Origin of the sequence: Corynebacterium sp. NPDC060344, assembly GCF_042725215.1 — a bacterium.
Taxonomy (GTDB): domain Bacteria; phylum Actinomycetota; class Actinomycetes; order Mycobacteriales; family Mycobacteriaceae; genus Corynebacterium.
On sequence record NZ_JBHXCS010000048.1, the window covers coordinates 1 to 1,066 of the forward strand.

A 1,066-nucleotide genomic window follows, 5' to 3' on the forward strand; every position below is an offset into this window, starting at 1 on the left:
GTACCCGAGTGAGGAGATCCGGATGAGCGATGAGACCCTGCGCGTGGCGGTCGTCGGCGCGGGCATCGGCGGCCTGGCCGCGGCGATGGCGCTGCGCCGGGCCGGCCTGGAGGCCGACGTGTACGAGCAGGCCCCGGAGCTGTCGGAGGTCGGGGCCGGGCTGCACCTGGCGCCCAACGGGGCCCGGCTGCTGCACCGGTTCGGGCTGGAGGAGCGGCTGCGGGAGGTCGCGGTGCGCCCCGAGGCCCTGGAGATCCGGCTCTGGGACAGCGGCCTGGCGGTGAACCGGCAGCCGTTGGGAGCCGCCTGGGAGGCCGAGTACGGCAGCCCGCACTACACGGTCCACCGCGCGGACCTGCACCGGATCCTCGCCGACCAGGTCCCCGCCGAGACGGTGCACCTGGGCCGGCGCCTCGTCGGTTTCGAGGAGGACGAGGACGGGGTGCGCCTCGACTTCGAGGACGGCACCCGCGGGCGGGCCGATCTCCTGGTCGCGGCCGACGGAGTGCACTCCGTGGTGCGCCGCCGGCTCGCCGCCGCGTCCGACGCCCCGGTGTGGTCGGGTACCGCCGCGATCCGCGGGGTGGTGCCCGTGGAGCTGCTGCCCTCGCTGGGCGGGCGGGCCGCCGACACCATGTACGTGTGGACCGGCGCGCGGGAGCGGCTGCTCGCCGCCCCGGTCCGCTCCGGGCGCGAACTGTCCTTCGTCGCCGTGGTGGCGGACACCGCCGACCGCGGGGACTCCTGGACCCGGCGGGGCGACGGGCGCGAGCTGGCGGCGGCCTTCGCCGGCTGGGAGCCCGCCGTACGGGAACTGGCCGGGGCCGTGGCCGAGGCCGGGCACTGGTCCCTGTACGACCGCGAGCCGCTGGCCCGTTGGAGCACGGCGCGCACCACCCTGCTCGGGGACGCGGCCCATCCGATGCTCCCCCACCACGGCCAGGGCGCCAGCCAGGCCATCGAGGACGCGGTGGCGCTGGCCGGTTTCCTGCGGCGCGAGCCGGACGGTCCGGGCCGGGTCGCCGCCGCCCTGCGCCGGTACGAGGAGCTGCGCCGGCCCTACACC

At 77.4% G+C, this 1,066-nt stretch carries 1 protein-coding gene; it reads left to right on the top strand.

Going from position 1 to position 1,066, the window contains the following annotated elements; all coding sequences use genetic code 11:
• Positions 1–22: 22 nt before the first annotated feature.
• Positions 23–1,066 (top strand): FAD-dependent monooxygenase (locus ACFWGD_RS13290; protein ID WP_377779157.1); only part of this gene is annotated, 1,044 nt, incomplete at its 3' end.